The following is a 1,048-nucleotide window of genomic DNA, read 5'->3' as shown; positions in this document are numbered from 1 at the left end:
CCTCTCCTGACGGCAAGCTGGTTGAGTACGTGGAACTTCCCCGCGAAGTCCACCCGTACTATGTCGCTACGCAGGCACACCCCGAGCTCAGCTCCCGCCCGACGCGCCCGCACCCGCTCTTCGCAGGCCTGGTCAAGGCTGCCCTGGAACGCCGTGAAGGCGGAGCGGCCGGAGCCAAGCAGGCCGCTGACGCTGTAGCTGCCAAGTAAATCCACGCACGAGCAAAAGGACGGCGCGATGCCCGGAACGTCTGAAACCCCCAGCACAACAAGGCAGGTTTCGGATGTTCCGAGCCCGCGCCGTCTTTTGTCTTCCAGCAAGGTGTACCAGGGCCGCTTTTGGGATGTGGTCAGTGATTCCTTCAAGCTCAGCGAAGACTCGGACGCGTTGGTCCGGGACTACATCGACCACCCCGGTGCCGTGGCCGTGCTGCCCATGAACGTCGACGGCGAAATCCTCCTGTTGAAGCAGTACCGGCACCCGGTGGCCATGGATCTGTGGGAAATCCCCGCCGGCCTCCTGGACATTGAAGGCGAAGATTTCGTTGTTGGGGCTGCCCGTGAGCTCGCGGAAGAGGCCGACCTCACGGCGGCCACGTGGAACGTCCTTGTGGACTTCTTCAACTCACCCGGTTCTTCCAGCGAGGCGGTCCGCATCTACCTCGCCCGGGGCCTCAGCGATGTCCCCGAAGCCGAGCGGCACGTCCGTACGGATGAAGAAGCCGAGATCGAGCTGCACTGGATTCCGTTGGACGATGCCGTGCAGGCAGTCCTTGAGGGCAGGCTGCACAACCCCTCAGCAGTCCTCGGTATTCTGGCTGCGGCTGCCGCGAAGGCCGACGGCTTCAGCAGCCTCCGCCCTGCGAATGCCCCATGGCCGGCACACCCGAGCCAGCGCTGAGCATGACCGAGGCCACCACACGCACTGCAACGGCCGTTGACCGCGGAATTACCGATTACCTGCAGTACGTCGGCGTCGAGCGCGGCCTTGCCGCCAACACCCTCGCCGCTTATCGGCGGGACCTGGGCCGGTACGGGAAGTTCCTGGC

General features: G+C 64.7%; 2 protein-coding genes and 1 pseudogene. All 3 read left to right on the top strand.

The features are described from left to right. Positions 1-209, top strand: a pseudogene (locus tag ACFV20_RS37250) (CTP synthase); the annotation flags it as partial. Between the two features lie 112 nt (positions 210-321). Next, complete coding sequence (locus ACFV20_RS37245; RefSeq protein ID WP_385665640.1) at positions 322-900, top strand: NUDIX domain-containing protein; 579 nt, start codon at positions 322-324, stop codon at positions 898-900. Further along, positions 873-1,048, top strand: a 176-nt coding sequence (locus ACFV20_RS37240) for a site-specific integrase (RefSeq protein ID WP_385665638.1), incomplete at its 3' end; no start/stop codon positions are given. The genes ACFV20_RS37245 and ACFV20_RS37240, both read left to right, overlap by 28 nt.

The organism is Streptomyces sp. NPDC059696 (assembly GCF_042733745.1).
GTDB lineage: Bacteria > Actinomycetota > Actinomycetes > Streptomycetales > Streptomycetaceae > Streptomyces.
The sequence above is the reverse complement of the archived record's forward strand: the minus strand, read 5'-3'. Positions and strand labels throughout refer to the sequence as shown.